The sequence below is a fragment of the Gordonia sp. NPDC057258 genome, from assembly GCF_042668985.1.
Classification (GTDB): Bacteria; Actinomycetota; Actinomycetes; order Mycobacteriales; family Mycobacteriaceae; genus Gordonia; species Gordonia hongkongensis.
Genome location: NZ_JBHUXZ010000012.1, coordinates 102968 through 125342 on the forward strand (window position 1 = coordinate 102968; position 22375 = coordinate 125342).

Sequence of the window (22375 nt, forward strand, 5' to 3'; positions counted from 1 at the left end):
ACGACCCGCGTGGCTCTTCGTGGAAGTTGATGTCTTTACACAGTCTGGTCCTCAAATGTGCTAGACAGTATTCGGTATGAAGCGGACCCGCCATCCGCCTTCGAACTCAGAACTCAGGCGGTGGCCCGAACAGGCATGGACGGCTACGAGGGTGTACGTGCGGTCTCCTACCTCGGTTTTCGCAGATAACACGGAGAACACCCTTGGACGTGTGCATGCCGACGACGTCGAGTTCATGAGGCAGTCCATCCGTCAGCTTCAGGTGTCGCTGATGACCGGTCTAATCGGGCTAGGAAGCGACGCAACAAGCAACAGCGAGTCTGCAGCTAAGGAAGCCGATGGCCGAGGTCATCGCAGTGTAGACGTCGGAGTCGGTGGAGTCGCAGCTGTCGAAGACGGCGCCGGTGCAAGGGTATGGGGTCGCCGAAGTAGATGTGCAGCACCGCTGCGGCCGGTCGCGGGTCGTCGATAGCGAACGTTTTCGGGGGCAATGATTGCCATGATCCGAGCCGTGCCACGTAGCAGCCGATAGAACTGCGAGCCGCAGCGCCTGCACGTCTGAGAGACTCGGCGGCATGGTGATCCAAATCCGATTGAGCGACCGAATCGATCACACACCCGAGCAGATCGCATCTGACTCATTAAATCGGTCATGGTGCGGTTTCGACCCGTCCGCCGGCGACGGGGAATTGTGGCAGCACAACCGCGGGCGGTGGGACCTCAACGAGGCGAGGATTGCCGAGGAGACGTACGCGACGTTCGTTCACGATGACCGGACAGTGGCGGCCTTCAAGATCAAGGGCTACGAACGGGTCTCCGACCCTGGCCCCAAAGCCACCAAGATCGCGTTGATCGGTGAACCGCTCACCTCTGCTGATCCCCTGTACGACCTCCTCGTCGATCAGCCCGCGGTCCACCGCGGTCGTAACGCCATCAACTACGTCGCGGATCCTGAAACTGAGGAGAGCTCGGAATCTGCTGCGGGACAGCGCGCATTCCTGCTCACCTGGAATCCCGATAGCTCGGACTGGGCCGACTACCGCGATTGTGTTCTGACCACCCGGGAAGGACACATGGTCGATGGGCGGTGGTCGACCGGCAGCAGAACGACGGGAATCCGCCGCGGTGACCGGGTGTTTCTGCTGCGTCAGGGGACGAGAGGTCGAGGTCTTATCGGCAGTGGCGAGGCTGTCGACTTCGCCGACCCGTCGGAAGTTCACGACGAAATCATTTATACCGACGCGCACTGGGATAACACCGGCGCAATGGCCAACTACGTCGATGTCCTGTGGGACCGACTCGTCGAACCCGACAACATGTTGCGGACTGACCAACTCCAGGATGAGTTTCCCGTGCAGAACTGGACCCCGATGGCCAGCGGGACGGAGATCCAACCCGAAGTGGTCGTTGACCTCCAAGCGAGGTGGTCAGAGCACGTCGGCCACACTCGCCCACCAGGGGAGGGGCAGGGGAGGCTCGTCGACGCCGCCAGACGCAAAGCCATCGAGGACGCAGCCCAGGACTGGCTCATGGAGCACTACCGAGACGAGGGATGGGTGGTGCGCGACACCCGCTACGACGGGCCTTATGACGCTGTCGCCACCAAAGGAAGACAAACGCTCTATCTGGAAGCGAAGGGCACGCAGAGCAACGGAGACGCGGTGCTCCTGACTCGTGGCGAGGTCGAGCACGCCCGACGGCACCGCGGAAGCTGTGTCATTGGTATCTGGTCAGGAATGCGATTCGCCAGCGACGGGATCGTAGACCAGGAGGCCGGCGAGGTGCTTATTATGCCGTTCGACCCAGACGCCGGCACGCTGACTGCGCTGCAATACCGTTGGGACCTGGGCGACAGTGATGTCGTCTGACCGATCGACCCGGTTGTTTACGATCACGCAGAACGTCAATGACAGCGGACCGTGCGGCGACACCCGGTGGCCGCACGGGATCTCGCAGTCGATGTCAGCGACCGATGAGGCGCCCAGTTTCTTGCCTGACCTACGTGGAGGCCGAGGCTCTGCGCGGCTGACTGCTGCTGTGATAGTCCAACCTACGTGATGACCTGAGCTGGCAAACGCGGAATGTGGGGCTCGCCGTTGTCGGTCCTAATCCAGCCGAGGGGCGGTGCGATACCCTTGCCTACCGCGCGGCATTCGGTGCCATCCGCGTCACGCAGCTGATAATCGCAAGGACGCCACACCAATTGATTCATCGTGGCGATCTCGGACCATTCCTACCAGCGAGTCTCGATGCCGACTCCCGCTTTCTCAGCTGCTGGGTGTTCGTCAGCCGACACGGCAGAAACCTCGGAGAGTCCGACAACGCACGCGTCAGTCGGGGCAGGTTCGACCCCAACCGCCGCTGCAGTAGCACCGGATTCGGCAGAGCTTGATGCGGCGGCCGTGTGCGAGAAGATTGTTGAGCTGGAAGTCGGGACGAATTGCACGAAGTCCCAACCCGCGGGGCTCGGCATCGGCGCTACCGAGAAGTACGAGTTCGAGTTGCCCTCGGTGCCCGGTAAATCTGGCCAGATCCTCGTGTTCTCGGACCGCAAGATCTACACCAAGACAGTCGCCGCGTATGACGAGGCTGCGGCACTCGCTGGCCCGCATCGATACGGGTCACCGAACGCCCTGGTGTTCGTCCAGATCAACGAAGGTCTCTCGGCTGCTGAGGGGCAGAAGGTCGAACGGCTGGTCGCAGGTCTATAGCGAGCAAGTCGCGCACGCACGGTCCGCTAAGCCGGTCACGGTTGGGTCCGGTTTCATCCGTAGGCGGGTGGACGTAACTGTCGATTATCGGCGCCTACCCGCCGTCGGTGGGTGGCTGATCGATCGCGGCTTCGTAGAAGGCGTCGGCGAGCGCCACGATGACTGCCGCGACACCGGGGCCGTCGCTGAAGAAATAGTCGGCCATGGCGTTGTGGGCGTTCTGGTTGTCGACGACGGCTTCGGTGACCGCTGCCTGGAAGTCTTGGGATTCCATGAACTGCTTCTTGGAGTTCACCGCGGTCTGCTTGACTAGGCCGGGGTCGGTGAGCAATGTCTGGACCAGGCCGTGCACGAATTCGCGGACCTGGGACTCGGTGAAGGCATCGGCGCCGAAGAGGTCGTTCATCTTGTCGATGACGACTTGCAGGGCCACGAATTTGGGTTCCTTGCGGGAGCCGGTGCCCGCCGCGCTGATGCCGGTGAGCTCGCCGTCTCCGGTCAGTGCGATGTCGACCGCGGTGGCTTTGGTGTGTTTCACCCCGACCAGTACGACGTCGGAGAGGTCGACCTCGGCGGCCCAGGATGACTCTCGAATGACCCGTTCCAGCAGCCGCAGGAAGATCGACAGCATCTCCAACTCAGGGTCGCCGTAGTCGACGATCTGGCTCATGAAGTCATACAGCCGAACGTAGGTGGCGACGTCCTTGCGAAACAGATCAAGCGTGTTGAGGGTGACGGTGTCCTCGGAGTCGAGCGCGGCGGCGTAGCGGCGGGCGAAGTCATTCTTGGCGGGGCTGATCGCGGCCGAGAGCGCGTTGTTGCCCTTGCGGGTGACCCACAGTTCGGCGACGTCCCGTACCTGCTCGGGCGTGTAGATACCGGACTGGGCGAGTTTGGTGGCGAGGTGGACCACGACATAGGGGTCGGTCTCGGTCTCGAGGGTGGCGTTGGTGAAATACGGCTCGAACGCGGCCCGAATGTCTTCAGGCTTGTTGACGAAGTCGATGACGAACGTCTTGCGTTTCTGCTCCCCGCTGGCGGTGCGGTGGGTGCGGTTGAGCCGCGACAAGGTCTGCACGGCGGTGACCCCGGAGAGCTTCTTGTCGACGTACATCGCCGAGAGCAGCGGCTGATCAAAGCCGGTCTGAAACTTGTTGGCGACCAGCATAATCGTGTATGTCGTGCCCTTGAACGCCGCCGCCAGATCGGAACCGGCGCCGGGGTTGAGGTTGGCTTCGGTGAACTCGTCGTCCGTGCTCGGCTGCGGCCCCCACTCGGGCGCCCACTGCTCGTCCTCGTCCATCGTGACCGAGCTCGAGAAGGCGACCAGGGTGCGGTAGTTGTACGAGGCGTCTTCGGCGGCACGCTTGGTGAGGTAGGCGTCGATCGCCTTCTTGTACTTCACCGCGGCCTTGCGGGAGTCGGTCACGACCATCGCCTTCGCCTTGCCCTCGAGCAGGTGGGCGACGTTGGCGTGGAAGTGCTCGACGATGATCTGCACCTTCTGGCTGATGTTCGTCGGGTGCAGTTTCACCCACCGCATCAAGCCCTTCCGCGCGGCAGCCTCGTCGACCTCGTCGCCGTCGCCACTGCCTGCGTTGCCGGCGATCTTCAGTGCGGTGTCGTAGGTCTGGTAGCCCTTGAGCACGTCGAGGATGTAGCCCTCCTCGATCGCCTGGCGCATCGAGTAGAGGTGGAACTCGGCGGGTTTCCCGTCGGGGCCTTTACGGCCGAACAGTTCCAGGGTCTTGTTCTTCGGTGTGGCAGTGAATGCCAGGTAGGAAATGTTGGGCGACTCGGCCCGTTCAGTCATCTCCGCGGCCAGGATCGACGCGACGTCGACCTCACCGCCGGCCTCGACCTCGGCAGCTTCCTCCGCGGTGAGAACGGCCTTGAGTTTGGAAGAGATCTGCCCGGACTGCGAGGAGTGCGCCTCGTCGGCGATCACCGCGAACCGCCGCCCCTTGAGCGACGAGTCCTTGCGGATCTCGTCGAGGGCGTAGGGGAAGGTCTGCACCGTCACCGCAATGATCAACTCCCCGTTCTTGAGCGTGGTCGCCAGGAGACCGGACTTGGACTTCGCGCCGGCCTTACGGACGTCCTCCGGACTGATCGTGGCGACGATTTTTCCGGAGCCGTCGATTTGCCGAATCGCGTCCTGCAGTTGCCCGTCCAACACGGTGCGGTCCACGACCACGATCACCGAGTCGAACACCTTCTTGTCGTTGATGTGCAGTCGGGCTAGTCGGTGGGCGGTCCACGCGATGGTATTCGTCTTGCCCGATCCCGCCGAGTGCTCGATCAGGTACCGCTGCCCCACACCCTCGTCGCGCACCGCGGCGACGATGTTCGTCACCGCCTCCCACTGGTGGAACCGCGGGAACAGCATGCTCGTCCGTGACACCGACGTCCCAGTCGCGACGTCCCACTCCTGCCTGGTCTCCACGATCATCAGCCGGCCGATGATGCCCAGCCAGGAGTCCTTGTCCCAGACACGTTCCCACAGGTACGCCGTCGCCGACCGCCCGTCGGTACCAGGCGGGTTACCCGCGCCATGGTCATGGCCGATGTTGAACGGCAGGAAGTGGGTCTTCTCGCCCTCGAGGCGGGTGGTCATCGCGGCCAGATCATTGGACACCGCGAAATGCACCAGCGCCCGGTGCCCGAACGACAGCAGCGGCTCCGGACGGCCATTGGTCAGCGGGTGCCGGTTCTTGCGGTACTGGTTGATCGCGTCATCGAGCGATTGAGTGAAATCGGTCTTCAACTCGACGGTGGCGACCGGGAGCCCGTTGACAAAGAAGACCAAGTCGATGCTGCGCCGGTCGGCGGTGGAGAAGTGCACCTGCCGCATCACCCGCACCCGCATCGCCGCGTACTGCGCAGTGGTGGTCGCATTCAGGCTCGTCTCGGGACGGAACTGCGCCATCTTCAACCGGCCACCACCGATGTACTGCACCCCGCTACGCAGAATGTTCAGCGTCCCGCCGCCGTGTTCGAGGGGCTTGTCCAGCGCGGCGGTCAGCACATCGAGGAACTTCGACGGCGACCCCGCCGCCTTCAACGCCTTCTCGTACGCCGCCTGCTGGGTGACCCGCAGCCATGCGGACAGGTCGGCGGGGAACAGCGCACGCTCCCGGTCGTAGCCGGAATCGTTCGCCGAGTACAACCACCCGTGGGACTCCAGGTACGCGCAAATCTCGTCCTCGAAGACCACCTCGTTGTGATCGGCCATCACACCATCTCCCTCACGTCGATTTGTCCCGTCACCGCGGCCGTAATCAACGCCGTCCGCCGCTCGCGGGAGAGCTCGATGAACTGCTCGGTCTCCGCCATCAATGTGTCAATCTTCGACGTCTGTTCGTCGAGATATGCCGCGATGCGCCGTTGTTCCGCTTTGGGAGGCCGCAAGAATGGCGCCTCTCCCAATTCATCGCGATTGACCTTAGGCATCTTGACTCGCAACGAAGCGAGGGTGACGAACGCATGGAAGGGGCGCGCGAGCATGAAGTACATGAGGTATCTGTGGTCATCGTCGTGGCGACTCGACATCGCATACATGTCGGCACTTGTCAGGCAGTCCTCGGCCGCCAGAGTTACCTTGTTGAGTGCTGGTCGGATCTTCGAGAAGAGAATCTGACCTGCACTGGCAAGGTACTTGCCGCTGTCGGCGCCTTGCTCTAGAGCTGTCTCTCTACCGACGATTCGACCTGTCCCGGACTCGATGTGGTTTGGTGCGACCAGAACCATATGCGCCCACGGGTCAACTCTCGGGTCGACCTGTCCGCCGTTCACGGACATCTCGCGACTGAAACGGCTCACGACCCAGTGGGCGGGGACATCTCCCAGATACACGTTGCCGCTGTTTGAGAGCGGGGAACCGTCGAGACCACGGGTAGCAGCCTGGGTAATCACCGCTGCTCGACGCTCGCTGAGCGTCTCAATCAGGCGCCGTTGCTCCTGGATAAGAATGTCAATGCGGGCGGTCTCGCGATCGAGGTAGTCCGCGAGGGCGCTCTGCGCCGGAAGAGGTGGCAGTGGCATCGGAATCCGCGCGAGCTTTTCCGCTGTGAGGTGCGGCATCGAGACCACGTTGGAGTAGGCGCGTATGAAACCGCTGGCTCGTAGCGCGATCAGGTAGTAGGCAATGAACCGTCCGTCGAAGTCCCGGGTCGGTCGCAGTCGGTTGATCGAGTTCTGGAACCCCCAGCCGGGGAGATCTTCGGCTGCGAAGGCCGCCCGACCGAACCCACCCTGACCGCCCTCGACAACGACGACGTCGCCTGATCGGATGCTTAGCTGTTCCATTTCCGAGGAAGCGAACCACATTTCGTTTACATCATCGAGTGCGAGCACGCCGTCAGGTTGCACGTTGGCGGCCCGCATGTACGGGGCGCGTACGTCGCCACCGGAATCTTTGCTCTGCAGCATTTTTCCCAGCGTGACCGTTGCTGCGTTCTTCACCTGGCCTGTCTTCCACCCGGCAGGCAGGGCGATCCATAACGGTCCTGTCATTGCTCGACCTCCCGCAGGAGGTCGATAATCTTAGTGACCTGCTTTTCCAGGTCGGCGTCGATCTCGGCGAGCGGGCGGGGTGGGACGTATTTATAGAAGTGGCGGGTGAAGGGGATCTCGTAGCCGGTCTTGACTTTGTTCCAGTCGATCCAGGCGTCGGGGACGTGTGGTTTCACTTCGGCGTCGAAGTACGCCCGAATGACTTCGGTCTTGGCAGAGGCGCCGGCGGTGGAGCCGCCGTAGGTGAAGGGGACATTCTCTGTGTCGCGCTTCTTCGAGTCCGGCTTTGGCTTGCCCTTGCGGTCCACGACCGGCTTACCATTCTCGTCCAACATCGGACGCTCGACGGTGATGGTCCAGTAACCGAACTCGTCGTTCCGTAGGGTCTTCGAGCAATCCGGGTCGGCGTCGGTGAACTCGGCATACAACTTCACCACTCTGGCGCGATCCGCATCGCTGAGCTCGCGGTTCTTGGCGCCGAGATTCTTTCGCATCTTGGTCCAGTAGGACGATCCGTCGATGAGCTGAACCAGGCCCTTACGGTCGGGGTGCTTGCTGTTGTCGAGGATCCAGATGTACGTTGCGATGCCGGTGTTGAAGAACATGTTGGTCGGCAACGCCACGATGGCGTCGACGAGGTCGTTCTCCAGCAACCATCTGCGGATATTGGAGGGGCCGGATTCGGCGGCCCCGTTGAAGAGCGGTGATCCGTTCATGACGATGCCGACGCGGCCGCCGCCGTCTTCGGGAGCACGCATCTTGTGGGCCAGGTGGAGCAGGAAGAGCATCTGCCCGTCCGAGGTCGCCGGTAGACCGGGGGCGAACCTGCCGTAGGGGCCGGCCTCGTCGCGCTCTTTCGTAACCGCTTTCGCGTACTGCTTCCAGTCGACTCCGTAAGGCGGGTTCGACATGCAGAAGTCGAAGTGGCGGCCCTTAAACGCGTCGTCGGTGAGGGTGTTGCCGAAGGCGATGTTGGTGGCGTCGTGGCCTTTGGCGAGTAGGTCGGACTTGCAGATCGCATACGACTGACCGTTGTACTCCTGTCCGTACAGGCTCAGCTTCGCGTCCGGGTTCTGGTCGAGGAGGTGTTCCTCAGCGAGGGCGAGCATGCCGCCGGTGCCCGCGGTGGGGTCGTACAGGGTGCGGACGATGCCGGCCTCGGTCAGGTCGGCGTCCTTCTCGGCGAAGAGCAAGTCCACCAGCAGCCGGATCGCGTCGCGCGGGGTGTAGTGGTCACCGGAGGTTTCGTTCGCAGCCTCGTTGAACTTGCGGATGATGAACTCGAACGCATCGCCCATGTCGGCGTTGGACACGACGTCCGGGTGCAGGTCGACACCTTTGAAGGATGTGACGACCTCGCGTAGGAGTTCCGCCTTGTCGAGGGCGAGGATCTCCTTCTTGAAGTCGAAGTACTCGAACACGTCGACGTCGGGGGAGAACCTGTCGACGTAGTCCGTGAGGTTGTCCGCCAGCCCGTCAGCGTCGGCCAGCAGGTTTGCGAATGAGTAGTTGGAGGTGTTGTAGAACGGTCGTCCGGTGGCCTTTTTGACCTCGACCTTGAGTCGGTTGGGGTTGTCGTACGTCGCTGCGAGCTCGCGAACCATGTCTCGGTCGGGCTCGAGGATGCAGTCGAGGCGGCGCAGGATCGTGAGTGGGAGGATCACGGTGCCGTACTGATTGGGGCGGTAGGGGCCTCGAAGTTGGTCGGCGATTGACCAAATGAAGCTACCGAGGGTGCTCACATTGCTCCTTGCGTGACTTGCTTGACGGTACATGCTGATTGGGTGTTGCGACTATGTGCGTGTTCATCGCACGCGTGGCGCGTGGTTTGGGCAGGTCGATAGTGTTGACGGCCGACACTCCCGCAAGTCGAGTGGAACTTTGGGGGAGTGCGGTGTCAGCTGTGGCACCGAGAGGGCGGCAACGGTACGTCCATCGCGTCCACTGCGTGCCGCATGGTAGAGCTGTTTTCATTGCCGGGCCTTTCGGTCGATCTGGAGGTGGCCGAGGCTGGCCAAGGATGCTGCGCTGTCTCGCCATTCAGTGGCGGCCGTTTGAAGGGTCTGCGCATGGCCAATCAGGGCTTGACCCCGGGCGAGTGCTGCGGCGATGGCGCGTTGTTGGGTGATCGGAAGGTTGGGGATCAGCGCATGTTGGAGGTTCAGGCGGGGGATGGTCGTTCCCGTGCGGGTCGCAGCGACGCCTGGACCGAGCATGCAGAAGCTGAGATATTCAGTGTCCACACGGGTCGGATCAGCCCGCACTATGGTGGTCAACGGATGGGGAACTGATTCCTCAGCGCTACGCCAGACCGCGGCGCAAGGGCCGTTGACGCCAGGATGAACGAGGACATCTCCTGGGCGAAGGTAACTTCTGACGGTGTCGTCACCGGCAACATAGCCGGTCGTCGCAAGCCCGGTAGGGGTGGGTTTTACGATTGGGACCAGTCCTGTGCCCGGTTGCGAGTGAATGCCATCCTTGGGAATAGGTCGGCTTCGCATGACCTCTGCCACGTCGGTGAGCGGTTGGAGTGCGGGTTCCGAATCGGCCAGGGTGAGGTCGGGAAGTGGGAGATCTAGCTCGTCGATGGTTGTCCGTAGCAGCGCGGCTGCGGTACGCAGCGTCGTGAGGTAGTCGGTCGTAGTGGCCTTGTCTTGCGGTAGCCATGCATCGGGATGCAAGGGGACATCCTGCCGTTTGAGTACATCGAGGATGCTCACGGTGATTGCGCCGGCGGGCTTCCCGCCGTTCTCGATGGCGGCGAGGATGTTGCTGATCGTCTTCTCCTCGGTGTTACCAAGGAGGTGTTCGCCGTCGATGAAAACGATCGAGTCGAACGAGTCGCGGGGTTTGATCACCCAGATATAGAGATCAACGGAGGTGTCGTAGCGGAAGTCAGTACGCGGTCGGTGAGTTCTTGAGTCTGGACTGGTGGTTGTGGCTCTGCGGGGGAGGCGGATGATGGCCTCTACGTAACCATTGGTGACCAGGGCTCGCCGGACATCGGCGACCGCGCCCTTGGCGAAGGTCGTGCCGCCGGCAGTGACGACCGCTGCTGCTCCCATGTCGGGGGTCAGACGTGCCGCCGCCAGACATACCCAACTGATTTCACTGCGGCTCGAGGGGATCGCTGGAAAATCCAGTTGGCGGCTCAATGCCTCGGTTGCCCATGCATCGAGTCGAGTACCTAGGGGCGGGTCGATGATGATGGCGTCGTACTGTCGGCTCGGCTCGAGGAAAGCATCGCCGACACTAATTGCTGCCGGCCAATTGTGGAGGTAGGCGCGGGCGGTGCAGAGTGCAGCGGCGACCTGCGAGATGTCGGTACCGGCCAGGTGAGATGTTGGGACAGACTGGTGCGCTGAAGCAAGGAGGTTTCCAACCCCGGCGGCGGGGTCCCAGATCGTCGTGTGGTCTTTGTGGACCAGCCGGGCCAGCAGTTCAGCGAGCACTGGGGAACTCGGATAGTAGCCAGCCTGGGGATCGGTGAGGAGGGCATCTGCAACCTCGGCGGTGTCGCCGTAATTCAGGTTCGCAACTGTTTCGAACAAGCTGATGGTGCGTTCCGTCGCCCATCGGTGATCTCGAGACTCTCGCCACAGCGGATCTACCAGCAGGGCAATCGAATTGAGGCCAGCGGTACGGAGTTGGTCGGTCGCGCGGTGAAGCGTGTCCACAAAATCACCCGTAACGACCGAGGTAACGCCCAGTCGAGGAAAACTCGGTACTTCATGAGCGGCAATCTTGTCACCGTTCCACGTAACAGAGCCGCGGAGTTCGGCATCGTGGGCGAGGGTTTGCCAGGTGAGGAGGCCGACGATGGCAGCAGCGGCCTCACTTGTGTCGAGCGCTCCTCGCAAGATGGACATCATCGCGGTGTGGATCTTCGAGATCGAGCGCTGGGCGAGTCCCAAGGGCTTCCTGTCGGGGAACTGGTTGCGGTACCACCGCTCGACGTCAGCGAGGGCAAAAAGTGGGCGGTTAGGGCTGGATTCGGGAAGCGGGTGCGGGAAGGTGTCGCGGTAGCGGGTACGCCACACGCTCGCGGTAGGTTTTGATACCCCTGCGGCTTCGGCGATCTCGGTCATGGTGACGGTTTGATTCATCTGCGGCTGGGCCATGATTATGCGACCTCTGTAATGTTGGTGTTCTCATCGAATGTGATAACGCGGTGCGCGGCCAGGCGCGCCTTCGGCGATAGGGCATCGGCTCGACTGACGACCATGGTCCGGACTCCAGCATTCGCAGCGGCGGCGATGACCGGCGCGAATCCACCGTCGCCACTCACGACGAGTTGATCAAACCGGCGCAACGTTGTTGGATGAACGATCTCGGCCTGCAAAAGCACGATCGGCTCCGTCGGTTCCAGGGAGCCAGATCACGCGACGACCAGGGCAGGCCAGGCCTGTCTCGAGTGCGTTCCGGGAGTGCGAGGCGGCCAGAACATATTGGGTGGTGACGCCGAATGCGGTGGTCAGGTCGCGCATGAAGGCCACAGCGGCGCTCCCGGACACCTGAGGAGTTCCCAGGGCATTCTCAATGTCGACCATGACGATCGACCGATAGTGACTACGGACGGACACCGCGAACCTCACTCAACATCGCTGAGTGAGCTATTCTGTTAGCTCACTCTGATGTGGTAAGGCTAATTCAATACCCCGCTGCAGTCAAGTGAGTCAGCATGTTAGCTCATGGACACATCGCCGCCTGTACCGTTACGAAGGTTGAACTAGCGGCCTTCTGCGATCAGTGATTTCAACGGGCGGTTGTTCGAAAATGCCTGTTGCAGAATCGAATTAGACAAGATGTGCTCCAGGGCGCTCATGCGCGGGTCTCCAGCGCTCGTTTGCTGACTGCCGAGTCATGCCGGTGGCTGTACCGATGTCGGCCTACGAGCGGCCCAGTCGGCGGGCCTTGGCCACGGCGTCGAGTTGTGCGGCGGCGTCCAGCGGTAAGTCAACAACGAGGCTGGTGAGCACTTAGAGCTTCTTCATCAGGTCTCGAGCTTCCTCCTCCGTTACCGTCGAGTAGTCACCTCGCACGATCTGCTCAGGATGACTCATGCGGACCCACGATCCTGCGACGAACCGCTCTGCGTGATTCGCAGCCTCCGCGCCGTTCAGGTTGGCGGGGACGCGAGCTAGAGCCTGATCTCCGTCTGCCAGATAGTCATACCGGTTGTCTGCAATATTTACCCCCCCAGAGCGGTCGCCCCGATGGTTGCTAGTTCCCTTGATACTTTCAGGCTTGCTCGTCTCAGGCCAAACCTCCCAGCTGTGATTGTTCGATCCTGAATCAGCATCTGTAACACCTGCATTCGGCGCCGGGCGCTGGCCTACTTCGCGGCCGCCGAGAGAGTCAGGTACTCCCGGATTGTGCTTCGGATCGTTCTCCTCCACCGCCACACTCAAGAGGATTTACGAACAAAGCCCGAAGCCGGAGGGGTTTTTGACATTGCGTTTGTGAACGGTGTCTGGGTCGAGCGGGACTCCGACCCTTGCCTCCCGCAGCCCAGTCATTCGGGGGAGGGTTGCCGTCCAGTCGGACTGGAGGTAGCTTGCGGTGGACCAACTGCTCCGACCCTGCCATCCGACAGTGTCGGATGACAGGAAGCCTGAGACCAGTGTCAGGTAGTTGAGACTCGGCCACGCGCCATCATGTCGGCGGGGCATGCTCGTCGCTCTTCTAGCCTCCTACTTTCGACTTTGAATGGTTGAGCAAGAATCGGGTGTCGATTTCGAGCGAGACGAGGGTGGTTCGGCACGCCCGGCTGGGTCTGGTGTCGCAGGTCTGTTGCTGATAGTCACTGTAGGACGAGTTCCACCGTAGGTAGCCGTAGTCGCTGGACAGTTCCGGCCAGAAGTCTGCGATGACATGCCAATTGGTGGCGATCTCGCGCAGTTCCGATCCGCAACCCACTCGCGCTAAGGCGCAAGGTTTCAGCGCGTGGTAGAGCTCAACATTGCGGTTGTACGCGCCCTGGGCTGCAACGAGGTCGTCGTACGTCGATCCGCCCCTGGCGTCGGCGGAGGTAGTTCTGGTTGCGCCTTCGGGGGAGTCTCTGTCTCCGCCTTCGTCACCGCCACCGAGTAGCAGCCATACAAAAGAGCCCACCGACGAGACAGGCGGCAGCGGCCACAACGGCCATGATCGCCCATCGGGGCGGCTGCGGAAAACTCACTTTCAACAATTACCCAACTCCTCGGTCGATCGAACTAGGCCTGGACAGAAGATGGTTCCGGGCGGCCGCGGCGGGGCCGTTCGTGACGGCGCTCGCGCTGACTATGAGCAGCACGACTGTTCGCCCAGAAGCCTTCGCGACCACGTGCTCAGACCGGGAGGGGCGGTCTTCATGGGCATTCGCCGGCCGCGTAGTCTCGCACGGCCTGGTCGTAGGCGTCGATCTCGACAGGGTCGGTGAGCCACTCGGAGTCGTCACGACTGCGGGCAAGGTAGTCGGCGATCTCGGCCTCGCTGGACCCGGGGCGCACGATTCCGTCGAACCCCTGGTACGCGTCAGGACGGTCATTCGTAATCTCCGTGGTCAGACAATCAAGTTCCCCGGCAGCATCGGCGCGATGGCACAGCACGGCTGTGGCACAGGGATAACTCCGGAACGGAGTAGTTATATGCGTTTACAATGCTCCAGAGGGGTGACACGAGCCATTAGAGGAATGTAATATGACTAAATCCGCTCGAACGAGCGGAAGAAATAGCCCCTCCTGGAGCATCGTGCCGGCAAGCTGGGTGCTCCTGGAGGGGCCTCTACGAGAAGTGAGGTTTTCTCGATGTATGACACTCTAACGCTTGACGTGGGTGATCTGACCCCTGAGCAGGTCGCCGAGATCCTGCGGTTCGTGGCGTCGCTGCGGGACGTGGAGACCGACGAACGCGAGGTCGATGACGATTCGTGGCGACACGCGAAGTCGACCGGATGGACTCTCGAGCACGTGACGTTGCTGCGTGAACATCTAGAGGATCGCGGCAAGGATGTCCAGCTCGCGGCGTTCGATCTGGCGATCAAGCACGGCGGGTTCGTTTCGAGGGCTTCGGTGTACAGACTCGGTGACTACGACGACTCGCGACGACTCAACAACTGGACGGCGCCGTTTGTGGTAGCCGCGGACTGGCTGGAGGCCAAGCATGGTCTGACGAGCCCCGAGTATCCGGTGAGGGCGGTGTATGACGACGAGGTCAAGGGCTACCAGCGAGCTCTCGGGTTCGAGGTTCTTCCGGAGATCGTGAAGCTGGTGCGCGAGGACCAAGAAGGTTCGTCGAGCTGAGTTTGACCCGGCGGATGCCCGCCCGCGTAGACGTGGCGCCCGCCGGGTGCAGCCCTCAAACCGCCTATCGAAGGCAGCACTACGGCTGACGGAAGCAGGCGTGAGTTCGCTGGGCATGGCCTCACATCATCAGTACACAGCAAGTTGAGGGCGGCTGGCGTGGGGTAGTCCTGCTCGTCGGCGATGATGTCGTTGAGCTCGGCGATCAGTTGCGGGCTCGGTTGGGCGAACGCAAGGACTTCGAGGTAGCGGGGAGGTACCACGCCTGGGGAGCGTCGGCGCAGTACAGGGGGCGCCACAGTCGGGCCATCTGTGGCGTACCCCCACGCGCTCGGCGCGTACCCGACCCGATAGATGGGCGTGGCAGTAACCAATGCAAATGGTGATCGGGCCGTTCGGGTGCCGATCGTCGACGTGCGGGGGTTGGGTAGCTGACACATCGCGACGCGCCGCTGGTTCGGCGGGGTCCGGCTACCGTCTTCCCTGCATCCATGCCAGGACGTCGAGGACTCGGAGCTCGCTGATCGTGTCGGGGAGCTCAGCTCGGGTCCGCGCAGCGACGATGCGACGTCGCAGATCGGGTTCGGTCCGCAAGGCGGCGTGTATCGGGCCCAAGTGCGGCCCGCCGCGCGTGCCTAGGACGTCGACGACGACAGTGTCCCAAATCGGGTACAAGCGCGGCCGATTTCGGGCGATGAGCTTCGACGCGATCGTGGTACCAATGCCGTCCACGGTGCGAAGTGTGGTGTCGAGAACTAGGCTGGCCATGTCGGGTCGATCGGTTCGGCTTCTTCGGCCAGCTCTCGGTCGGGTCCGATAGCGAAGAGTAGCTGGCTGAATTCGTCGCGGCGGTCGCGGAGGAGTTCGCGCGCGGCGATGGGGCCGACGTTGACCGATAGGAGACCATGGCGATGAGGTCGTCGGCTGTGAAGACGTCGGTGTCGGAGGCACGTGTTCCGGTGGAGTCCCAGTCGTCGAATGATGCTCCAGTGAACGTGGTTCCGGGGTACGGGTTACCGAAGTAGGCGCGCAGAATGCCGGCGGCCGCGGCCGGGTCGTCGGTGGTCAGTGCGTGCGGGATGGTGATCGTCATCGGTGCGGTCTCCCGAGATCGGCTGATTGGATGTCGTAGCGTGCTGTCACGATCCCCCCGTGAGTTCATCAGATCAGTCCTTTCGATCGATCAACCCCGCTGGTATCGCTCGGTTGTACTGGAACACGACAGAAGCTGACATCTGGGCTGCTATCGCAGGGCGGGTCATTTGTGTCGAGGCTGACGGCATGGTTCGAATCAGGGGAAGTGTGTGGGAGCGTCCCGAGGACCGTCCACCGCTGCACCCCGGAGTTCTCGCCCGGCGTGACCAGAACGACGCGCGCGATCACCGCATCGTCCGTACCGTCAAACAGGCAGCGGAACTCACCGGATTGCCCGAAAGCAAGTTCATCGCCGCATGGTTAACAGGGGCTCTCCGCAACGACAACGGTGTCGCTATCGACTTGTTCCTGAGCGCTGAACGCGAACCGTTGTGGCGCGTGACCGACATCGACCTCGTGACAGCGATGGCCCAAGATGGTCGCCTTGATCAGCACCTCGAGGACTGGGGAAGGACAGGTGGTCAGATCAGTTTCGGCTGATCCACGGCTGTGTCGGAGACAAGTTATCTGTGCCTTGACACTTCAAGCTGGGGCTAGCCCTGATAGCAGAGCTGGCTTGGCCGGGTCATGTGACCGCCAATCGATCGCGTTGATGGAGTTAGAGGGCTGTGGCTACAAGCCACTCACTAACCGGAGGCGCATAGCATCGCGGCGCAGCACAGCGGCCAGGTTGGTGTTGGCAGTGTGCCGGCCTGGGCCGGCATAGGTTCACTGCCGGAAGTGTCAGCCTGGATGTCACCGAGAGCAGAGTTAGGGTCATCTCGTGAGCGCGCCGCTCGCGGTCGATGATCGGCAGGTCGAGTACCCAGTACTGGTCGTGAGTCACGCACTGCGACGTATGACGTCGTTCGCTGTCCGATATGCTGCGCCAATGCGAAGCCGCTCTTTGCTCGTCATCCTCACGGCCGCACTAGCGTTGGGCCTGACTGCCTGCAGTGCCGAGTCGAAGGAACTCCCAGACGTAACCGGGCACCGTCTCGACGACGCGCACAACAAACTTAAGGACGCTGGGTTCGAAAGGTTCGAGGACTCCGATGCGATCAACGACCGCGAGCCGGCGTGGGATGCGAACTGGGTAGTTCTGGAGCAGAGCCCAGGCGGAGGTGACTCGGTTCAGATCGACACCACGATCAAACTTTCAGTCGCGAAACCTGAAGACCCAGGAGTTCGGGACCGGCTTCCCGAGGGATCGCCCGTCGCTCTCGAGATGGAGCAGCGGGATCGGCAGCGTGCGATCGAGAAACAGGAGCAAGCTGCAGAGCAGCGCCGCGAGCAGGTGAAGGCTCGGGCAGAGGTCAACTCGTTTGTCGAGAAGAACGACGCCCTAGTTCGCAACAACATCAACGCAATCTCGGACCTGCCTGGGCTTGCGGACTCGATCCGCGCCGTCGGGGTGGTGACACTCGATGCCGGCGTCAGGCTGATCGACATCGAGAAGGCACTGGGGGTCTCCTGGGAAGCGTTGGAGGACGCTCCGGAGCAGGTCAACAGCTGCGCCGATCGTGCTCAGGAAGCGATCCGGTCCTTCCAGCAGGCATCCGACACACTCCTGACCGCAGAGGGTGCCGCCGCCGAGGGGTCCCTCGCCCGATTTACACAGCTCTACAACCCAGCCGTAACGAAATACAACGCAGGAATCACCTGCCTATACAAGGAGACAGGAATCTCAGCGCCAACGGTCTGATGGCTCTCGATGGGGTTGTCTGACATCGGATCAACGGTAGGTACGCGGCCCCAGTGTCGTGTGTTCCACGTATCGCCTGGGGTCACGTCCCAGACCGGATCCGGCGGACAGGTCGTTTTCGCGGGGACGCGGCTGGCGAACCCTGTCGGTGGCGCCCTCGTGAGACTTCGCGATCGGTGCGTCGTCAAAAGACCCCAGTGACAGTCGAAGTGAGAGTTCTGACCGGATTTCGCGCAGCCCAGCTACTTCGGAGTCCATGTCGGATGTCAGGACGCCTGAGACCAGTGTCAGGTAGTTGAGACTCGGCCACGCGCCGGCGATGACGCTCGCCGACGGCAACCATGTCGCCGAGGTGATGCCAGGGCCCATCCGTTAAGTTCGATGACTGGTGAAAGCTGGCGAAATCGCCTGATCGCTGTTCATAACGCCCATGACGGAGCATCATGGACGAGCGCAAAAGCGCTACGACTGTGTCGACTCGCAGAGTTGGCCAACTGACGCAGACGCATCTGGTGGTCAACTGGAGTTGTCAGAGAAGTACTTAGTTTCACAGTATCCATTGCCGTACCGAAATATGCATAACCGTAGCCACGCGCCGTATGTCGGGTCGGTGCCGCGCCGGGCCCCGCTCGACGGATAGATCGCTCCATCCGAGCTTTGCGCTATTGTCTGAAAGGCCGTGTTGGTCATACGCTGTCTATTCAGACTAATCTGCAAGGTCAAGCTGTGGTTGTCGTAGAAAGCATCTTTGACCACGCCAGCTGAATACCAAGACCACCCGGGATTCCAATCAATAAACACGTTACTAGCGCATCCGCGACGTATGTAGTCGACGTCTAGGCACCAGATATTGAACTGGTCGCGCTCGGCAGCTGCTAGGTGAGAACCGCCCCCAAGTATTAGGGTTACCGCAGCGATTATCACAAAAACCCGTAAAATAACTGTTCGCGCAGCGGCGCCGGTTGATTTAATCATGATCGATAGCAACTACTAAAGGGGCCGATGGGGCCTATATTGTTACCATTGAAATACTGATATCGATCGGCTACGAAGGCGATTGCGGCCGGCACTCGTTGGCCATTGGCAAACTCGACTAGCGTGAACAGCCGAACGTTCTGGCGCCACGGCACCTGCAAACTGCCCGGCCCGAAGGTGTAGGGCCGTCCGGGGCGGATGGTCACGTAGGGTGACGGGACTGCTGCGATCCCGGCTCCTGTCACAGCGTTCTGTGCCAAGAGGACGTAGCGTACATTGACCGCACGAGTCGTCCGGACGGTCGGTCCTCCGATGCTAAGTTGGAGCGTAGACCAAGCCGGCTTATACCGGCACTGGGCCTCAGAAGGCGACCACGCCGTGCCGGGAGGGTATCCATTCGACCCGATGTAACGGGCTTCGGCCTGGCCGGGCACTAGCACCGACACAGTGGCTCCGATAGCTATCAAAAACAGCGCGAGTCTGCGGACAGTACTACTCATTCCCTCGTCCCTCCGTGATGTTCGGTTACATACGGTCAACCTAATCCGTGAGTGCTCGAGGTGTTGGCGTTCTTCACTCATACGTCCTTATTGACAACGGGCGCGTAGGCACTTGCGTAACTAATGTTGCGTTCTGTCTCGCCTATAACTCGTTAGTCAGTCTTGTGAACGGAAAATCTTCGGCGATGTAAGAAATTGCTCGTTTGTTTAAGTACATATCCGGGGCGTGGCTGTGCCGAGTCGGTGTGTGAACTGACGGAACTCGCATGGCCGAGCAAATGTCATAACCGACGCTGCCAGATGGTCATGAAATGCCGGCAGATCGAGCCTACAGACGTTGCGGACCGGTGTTGGTTAGAGTACGGCGAGTGCGCCGGGCCTACGCTGTGCGTCACCTGGTGGAGGGGTTGGTGCAATGCAGCGCTGTATCGAACGTTGACAAACAGGAGCGCGTGATGGCGGTGCAGCCGGTGTCGTACTCGCCGGACCAATTCCTAGTGGAGGAGTTCGTCGGGTCTGCCCAGATACGGACGCAGGTGGATCGAATCTGAAGTAACTCTGCTGTCACGGGTTCCGCTGGGCCGGTCAATTTTCGGCGTAACACCACTGCGGCGTAGTCCCGTCCGGTTTCCTTCGTGCCAGAGTGATGGAGAAGCGGAACCGCTCGAGAGATAAGAGACTCGATTGCTCACGTGTCCAGGTTGGGTTCGAGCGAAAGAGCAGGTAGGTTCCGTCCTCCAACTCGGTGGTTGCCCACCAGCCCGGGTAGCGGCAGGACAGGTCAAGGGAGAGGTCGGGCTCCGTAGCGTAAGTGGCAATTGAGATCGGTTCATGCTCCTCGTTTGAAGCAACGCTGCGCGGTCGTTGCGTGCTGAGAGAGGTCGATCGTCATTCCTCGGTACGCGATGTCAGTCTCGGTATTGGGGAGGCAAACTGCCGCAATCCAGTCGCTGACCGTTCCGGTGATGACCGGACCCTGCCTGCTAGGTGTGGTCTCGGTCTTGTTCTGCATATATATATATATGACGATCGCGCCGACTATGGCGAGCGCCATTACTGCAACACCGACGCTAATGACGACAATTGGACAACGACCCGGGCTACGTCTGTCTCGGACGAGTACCAAATCCCATTCGTTCCGTGCTCTCGACCGACCCGATTACCAAGCTCGAAACCGGGTTCCTCGACTGGCAGTGGAACATTCGACGAACTGGTGCTGGATTGTCCGGCTAGGCCGGGGTAGGGGACAGTAGCTGCACGGCGAGGCCGCCGCGTTGCTGAATCAGCGTCCGCTCTCGGGCGCCCGCCTCCTCGGCGGCCGACGACCAAAGTCAGATAGCTCATCCGGCTTGTGAATCGGGGGATAAGACACCCGGTGGTTGTGGCTCAAACGCTGGAATCGGGTGGCTGGCCGAATGTCTCAATAATTAGTCCCAGCACCGAGAACAGGGTGCCGACGAGGAAAGGGAGGATAAGATAGACCCCTAGAACGATCTCCAGTCCGTTACCGGCGAAAAGTGCTGCGATCAGATCTTGTATCGCGTACCACCAGACGTAGGTGCTGATCGCTAGTAGCGCGATGCCGCCGGTCAGGCTGAACAGACCAAACCATGGTAGCCATCGGGGGGTCTCCGATCTGCGGGTGCGGCGCAAGCGCCGTCCCAGCGCTTCGCGGGAACGGCGTGACAGGTCGGGCTCATCTAGCGCATCGGACAGGGCGATCTGTCCGTCGACTTCAAGGATCGGTAGGGCGTTCTCAACCATATCCACCATGCTGAGAATCGCCACGCGCCAGCACACCGCGTAAATCAGCACCACCGTAGACACCTGCGAAATCATCAACAGAACAGATGTCGTAACGACATCCACCCCAAGGCCGGCTAACGCGTTGACCATGCGAGCACGCCGCGTCAACGTCAATGCTTGTGAGGAGTCGACGTAGAAACATAAAGCGCCCCAGTAAAAGCCACACCCGGCCCGCAAAGACTTACGCCCGTAATGGACCAGAGTCACCGCGTGCCCGAGTTCGTGCAACGCCGAACAACCCAACGCAATTGTCATCCCGAGAAGCGCATCGACCCACGAATGGTCACTGACCTGTGGCCCGGCCGGTCGACCAAAACAGAGGGAAACGACGCCACCCACAACGACCGCCGCCAACGCCACACGACCAAGCCACGACCGCAAAACCGGCCTCACCAGCCGATACAGTGGGCGGGCCACGGCGTCGATGCCCGACACCTCCAAACCCGACCGGGTCAGCACAAACCTCCGACGATTCACCTGAGGCTGACCTCGATCGGCGACCTCAACCAGCACCCTGATCTCAGTCAACTCCCGCACTAATGCAACATCCGCGGCGGTCCCACCCAAACCGGCGGCCACCTCGGCACCTGTCAGCCCCCCGGCGACGAGGTGCGGCAAGCGATCCGCCCGAGGGTGCTCAAGCAACATCGGCATCTCACCTGGCGAAGTAATCACCAAGCCGCGCTGCGACACTCGCCACCGGACACCGTCGGCGAAGCGCACTACATCAACCGCCGGATCATTTACCAACGCTCGGGCCGTCCCGTCATTGGTCTTTCCTTGTGTCCGCGCTGGACGACTTCTGCGTCGACTAGCTACTGGATCGTCCACCGCGGGTCAGGCGGCGTGCGAGACGTCGCATCACTGTGGTCATCGCCCTCGGGGGGCTGCAGGCTGCTGTCGGGTCAGTAGCGGCGCATTCGGCCGCGGGTCAGGCGGCGTGCGAGACGTCGAATCATGTGGTCACCCCCCTCCGGGCACGATGGTGCTGTCGGGTCAGTAGCGGCGCGCTCGGCCGCGGGTTAGGCGGCGTGCGAGACGTCGAATCATGTGGTCACCCCCCTCCGGGCACGATGGTGCTGTCGGGTCAGAAGCGGCGCGTTCGGCCGCGGGTCAGGCGGCGTGCGAGACGTCGAATCATGTGGTCACCCCCCTCCGGGCACGATGGTGCTGTCGGGTCAGTAGCGGCGCGACCGGCCGCGGGTCAGGCGGCGTGCGAGACGTCGAATCATGTGATGTGGTCACCCCCTCCATAGTCGAGAGTTGGGATAGTCCAACAAGGATTCAGTATTGCTCACAGCAGTGCGAAAAGTCCCGACTCGTTCACTATGCAAAATAGGCCGTCAGCAGGAACGATGACCCTAGTGGTCCGTTCGAACGACGCTCGCCAACGGCAACCATGTCGCCCGGTCTGCGCAACCGTCATGAGCCACCATGACTGCTCACAGAAAACACTGAGGTTGTCTCATCTGATGCATCGCTGATCTTTCAGCGCAGCATCGATCCTTCGCAGGTCATCAAGTTGGGGTTCGGTCACAACGGTGAGTATGAGCTCGGGCATCGTTCAACGAGCCCGACCACACCCATCTGCGCCTCGACGGCAGAGCTGAGGCGCGACCGCATTCGCCCGTACGGGTGAATTCTCGCAGGTCGGGTGCCGGCACCTTTAAATCGTTGCGATAGTGGCGTTCGCCATTTGCTGTCGTCGTTGAGGCAGCTGGCGTTCGTATCTCGCACCGAGGCAAG

At 61.5% G+C, this 22375-nt stretch carries 13 protein-coding genes and 1 pseudogene; 5 read left to right on the plus strand and 9 right to left on the minus strand.

Going from position 1 to position 22375, the window contains the following annotated elements:
- Window positions 1-575: 575 nt before the first annotated feature.
- Together ACFUEJ_RS11355 and ACFUEJ_RS11360 are read left to right on the plus strand one after the other, a co-directional pair.
- On the plus strand, window positions 576-1868 hold the full coding sequence (locus tag ACFUEJ_RS11355) for a protein NO VEIN domain-containing protein (protein ID WP_388029445.1): 1293 nt from the start codon (window positions 576-578) through the stop codon (window positions 1866-1868).
- A 345-nt stretch (window positions 1869-2213) separates the two neighbouring features.
- The gene (locus ACFUEJ_RS11360; protein ID WP_388029447.1) at window positions 2214-2711 is read left to right on the plus strand and encodes a hypothetical protein; all 498 of its coding nucleotides are present in this window, start codon (window positions 2214-2216) and stop codon (window positions 2709-2711) included.
- Window positions 2712-2805: 94 nt separating this feature from the next.
- Here the strand turns inward: ACFUEJ_RS11360 and ACFUEJ_RS11365 are convergent, their stop codons facing one another.
- The 6 genes from ACFUEJ_RS11365 to ACFUEJ_RS11390 all read right to left on the minus strand — a co-directional run bounded on the left by ACFUEJ_RS11365 (window position 2806) and on the right by ACFUEJ_RS11390 (window position 13717).
- A complete protein-coding gene (locus ACFUEJ_RS11365) occupies window positions 2806-5946 on the minus strand; it encodes a type I restriction endonuclease subunit R (RefSeq protein ID WP_388029449.1) in 3141 nt (1046 codons plus the stop codon).
- Window positions 5946-7175 carry a restriction endonuclease subunit S gene (locus tag ACFUEJ_RS11370; RefSeq protein WP_388029452.1) on the minus strand — a complete coding sequence of 410 codons (1230 nt, stop codon included), beginning with the start codon at window positions 7173-7175 and terminating at the stop codon, window positions 5946-5948. The genes ACFUEJ_RS11365 and ACFUEJ_RS11370 overlap by 1 nt, the downstream gene beginning before the upstream one ends.
- Before the next feature lie 47 nt (window positions 7176-7222).
- Window positions 7223-8968 carry an N-6 DNA methylase gene (locus tag ACFUEJ_RS11375; RefSeq protein ID WP_388029455.1) on the minus strand — a complete coding sequence of 582 codons (1746 nt, stop codon included), beginning with the start codon at window positions 8966-8968 and terminating at the stop codon, window positions 7223-7225.
- Between the two features lie 228 nt (window positions 8969-9196).
- On the minus strand, window positions 9197-11347 hold the full coding sequence (locus tag ACFUEJ_RS11380) for an N-6 DNA methylase (protein ID WP_388029457.1): 2151 nt from the start codon (window positions 11345-11347) through the stop codon (window positions 9197-9199).
- 2 nt (window positions 11348-11349) lie between these two features.
- Window positions 11350-11574, minus strand: a complete 225-nt coding sequence (locus tag ACFUEJ_RS11385) for a hypothetical protein (RefSeq protein WP_388029460.1) — start codon at window positions 11572-11574, stop codon at window positions 11350-11352.
- A 2002-nt stretch (window positions 11575-13576) separates the two neighbouring features.
- A complete protein-coding gene (locus ACFUEJ_RS11390) occupies window positions 13577-13717 on the minus strand; it encodes a hypothetical protein (RefSeq protein WP_388029463.1) in 141 nt (46 codons plus the stop codon).
- A 297-nt stretch (window positions 13718-14014) separates the two neighbouring features.
- On the opposite strand from ACFUEJ_RS11390, the gene ACFUEJ_RS11395 reads away from it, so the two are divergent.
- A complete protein-coding gene (locus ACFUEJ_RS11395; protein WP_388029466.1) occupies window positions 14015-14509 on the plus strand; it encodes a hypothetical protein in 495 nt (164 codons plus the stop codon).
- Window positions 14510-14980: 471 nt separating this feature from the next.
- Here ACFUEJ_RS11395 and ACFUEJ_RS11400 read toward each other — a convergent pair whose 3' ends face one another.
- Entirely contained in the window at window positions 14981-15277 is a 297-nt protein-coding gene (locus tag ACFUEJ_RS11400) for a DUF6308 family protein (RefSeq protein WP_388029468.1), read from the minus strand.
- A pseudogene (locus tag ACFUEJ_RS11405) lies at window positions 15265-15671 on the minus strand (DUF6308 family protein). The gene ACFUEJ_RS11400 and the pseudogene ACFUEJ_RS11405 overlap by 13 nt, the downstream one beginning before the upstream one ends.
- Between ACFUEJ_RS11405 and ACFUEJ_RS11410 the strand changes: the two are divergent.
- Window positions 15662-16144, plus strand: a complete 483-nt coding sequence (locus ACFUEJ_RS11410; protein WP_388029471.1) for a hypothetical protein — start codon at window positions 15662-15664, stop codon at window positions 16142-16144. The pseudogene ACFUEJ_RS11405 and the gene ACFUEJ_RS11410 overlap by 10 nt on opposite strands.
- A 283-nt stretch (window positions 16145-16427) precedes the next feature.
- Window positions 16428-17348: a PASTA domain-containing protein gene (locus ACFUEJ_RS11415; protein WP_388029473.1), complete on the plus strand. Its 921-nt coding sequence runs from the start codon at window positions 16428-16430 to the stop codon at window positions 17346-17348.
- A 2861-nt stretch (window positions 17349-20209) separates the two neighbouring features.
- On the opposite strand, the gene ACFUEJ_RS11420 is transcribed toward ACFUEJ_RS11415, so the two are convergent.
- Entirely contained in the window at window positions 20210-21208 is a 999-nt protein-coding gene (locus ACFUEJ_RS11420; protein WP_388029476.1) for a hypothetical protein, read from the minus strand.
- Window positions 21209-22375 lie beyond the last annotated feature (1167 nt).